This window comes from Bacillaceae bacterium S4-13-56 (assembly GCA_040191315.1).
Lineage (GTDB): Bacteria > Bacillota > Bacilli > Bacillales > JAWJLM01 > JAWJLM01.
The window spans coordinates 1-1,375 of record JAWJLM010000140.1 but is presented as its reverse complement, the minus strand read 5'-3'; the positions used below and the strand labels follow the sequence as shown (position 1 = coordinate 1,375).

At 33.5% G+C, this 1,375-nt stretch carries 2 protein-coding genes and 1 pseudogene; all 3 read left to right on the top strand.

Going from position 1 to position 1,375, the window contains the following annotated elements; all coding sequences use genetic code 11:
- The first annotated feature begins 325 nt into the window (after positions 1-325).
- Positions 326-457 (top strand): annotated as a pseudogene (locus RZN25_18160) (peptidoglycan-binding domain-containing protein).
- A 30-nt stretch (positions 458-487) separates the two neighbouring features.
- Positions 488-640 carry a hypothetical protein gene (locus tag RZN25_18155; GenBank protein ID MEQ6378729.1) on the top strand — a complete coding sequence of 51 codons (153 nt, stop codon included), beginning with the start codon at positions 488-490 and terminating at the stop codon, positions 638-640.
- Between the two features lie 189 nt (positions 641-829).
- Positions 830-1,375: hypothetical protein (locus RZN25_18150; GenBank protein MEQ6378728.1), on the top strand; the 546-nt coding region annotated here is incomplete at its 3' end.

Genomic DNA, 1,375 nt, shown 5'->3' with positions numbered 1-1,375 from the left:
ACATTGTAATGAAAAATGGATACAATTACACCGCATATAGTTTTTGGAAGGACAAATTAACGGACTTCATTGGAAAACACCTTACCTAAGTCGAAATTAAGTAATCCATTTACGTATGATAGTTACAGATATACATATAGTTATCGCCAAATTTCGGGTTGTCACTGTGACTTAAAATGCTGGAGACAGCACAGCACAACATCTACATTTTGAACTTCACTTTGGTGATTGGAATAGTGCCAGGTCCAAAAGCGTTAATCCTATCCCTTATTTGGATAATCCTTTCCAGTGCATTGGAGACCAGGGAGACTAGGTTGTTGATCTACAGCATGATCTCTCACAGTTAGGATATTACACTGACTCGATAGATGGAAAATTTGGGCCTAATACGGATAAAGCAGTAAAAGCATTCCAGAACGATCACAACTTAAAAAAAGATGGTTTAGTAGGTCCATCAACACAAAAGAAAATAAAGGAGTTGCATATAGTGGCGCAACCGGATTATAAAAAAGAGTTTGCGGAAAAAGTAGAGCAAGCGAAAAAGATAGGAATCACTGATGGAAGTCGATTAAGCGATCCTATTACAAGAGAAGAAGCTATCGTCATGATGATGAGAATGTATGAAAAGATGATGATTTAAAAATTGGTTCTTCCTCTTGGAGCAAGATTATTTGAATTTTTTTCTTTCATTTTAATTACTAAGGCTGTCTCTATAGTATATTGATCAGAGTTAATATACTTTCTTGTTAAAATTGTATTAAATGTAAAAAAAGTTTACGATTTAATAGAGTAGGGTTATAGTTTAAATGTAATAAGTGGAGATGATTAAATGAGGAAGTCCATGTTAGTTATTGGAGTGATTATGGCCTTATTGTTATCATCAGTGAATCCTGCTAGTGCACAAGTGAAAGGACAGGATTATGAATTTACAAGTATGAAAGAATTAGAGAGTGCGTTAGAAACATTTTCTAAAGATGCTTCGAAGTCCGATGAAGAAATAAGAATGTATCTTTACGAGAATACTGATCCAGGAGTATTAACTGCATATTTGGAAAGCTTAAGTAAAGAAATTGGAAAAGCAATGAAAGAAATGTCTGAAGAAAAAGTTAACATTGATACTAAAGATGTATATAATAAAATTACAAAAACAAAAAAAGTATCTGGTGGAGGATTTGTTGAGATGGAAGTAACTGATGAAGCAGTTCTTTCAGATGACTCAAGTGGAGTAATTTCAACAATGGGGTATATTACAAAGGGATATGGCGACAGAAGATATACTGCAAAATATAACGTTGTTCATTATCTATATCCAGATACAATACTTAGTCTAATTAATTATCTGATTATCCAACTAGCTCAGTATAGGTCACAGTGG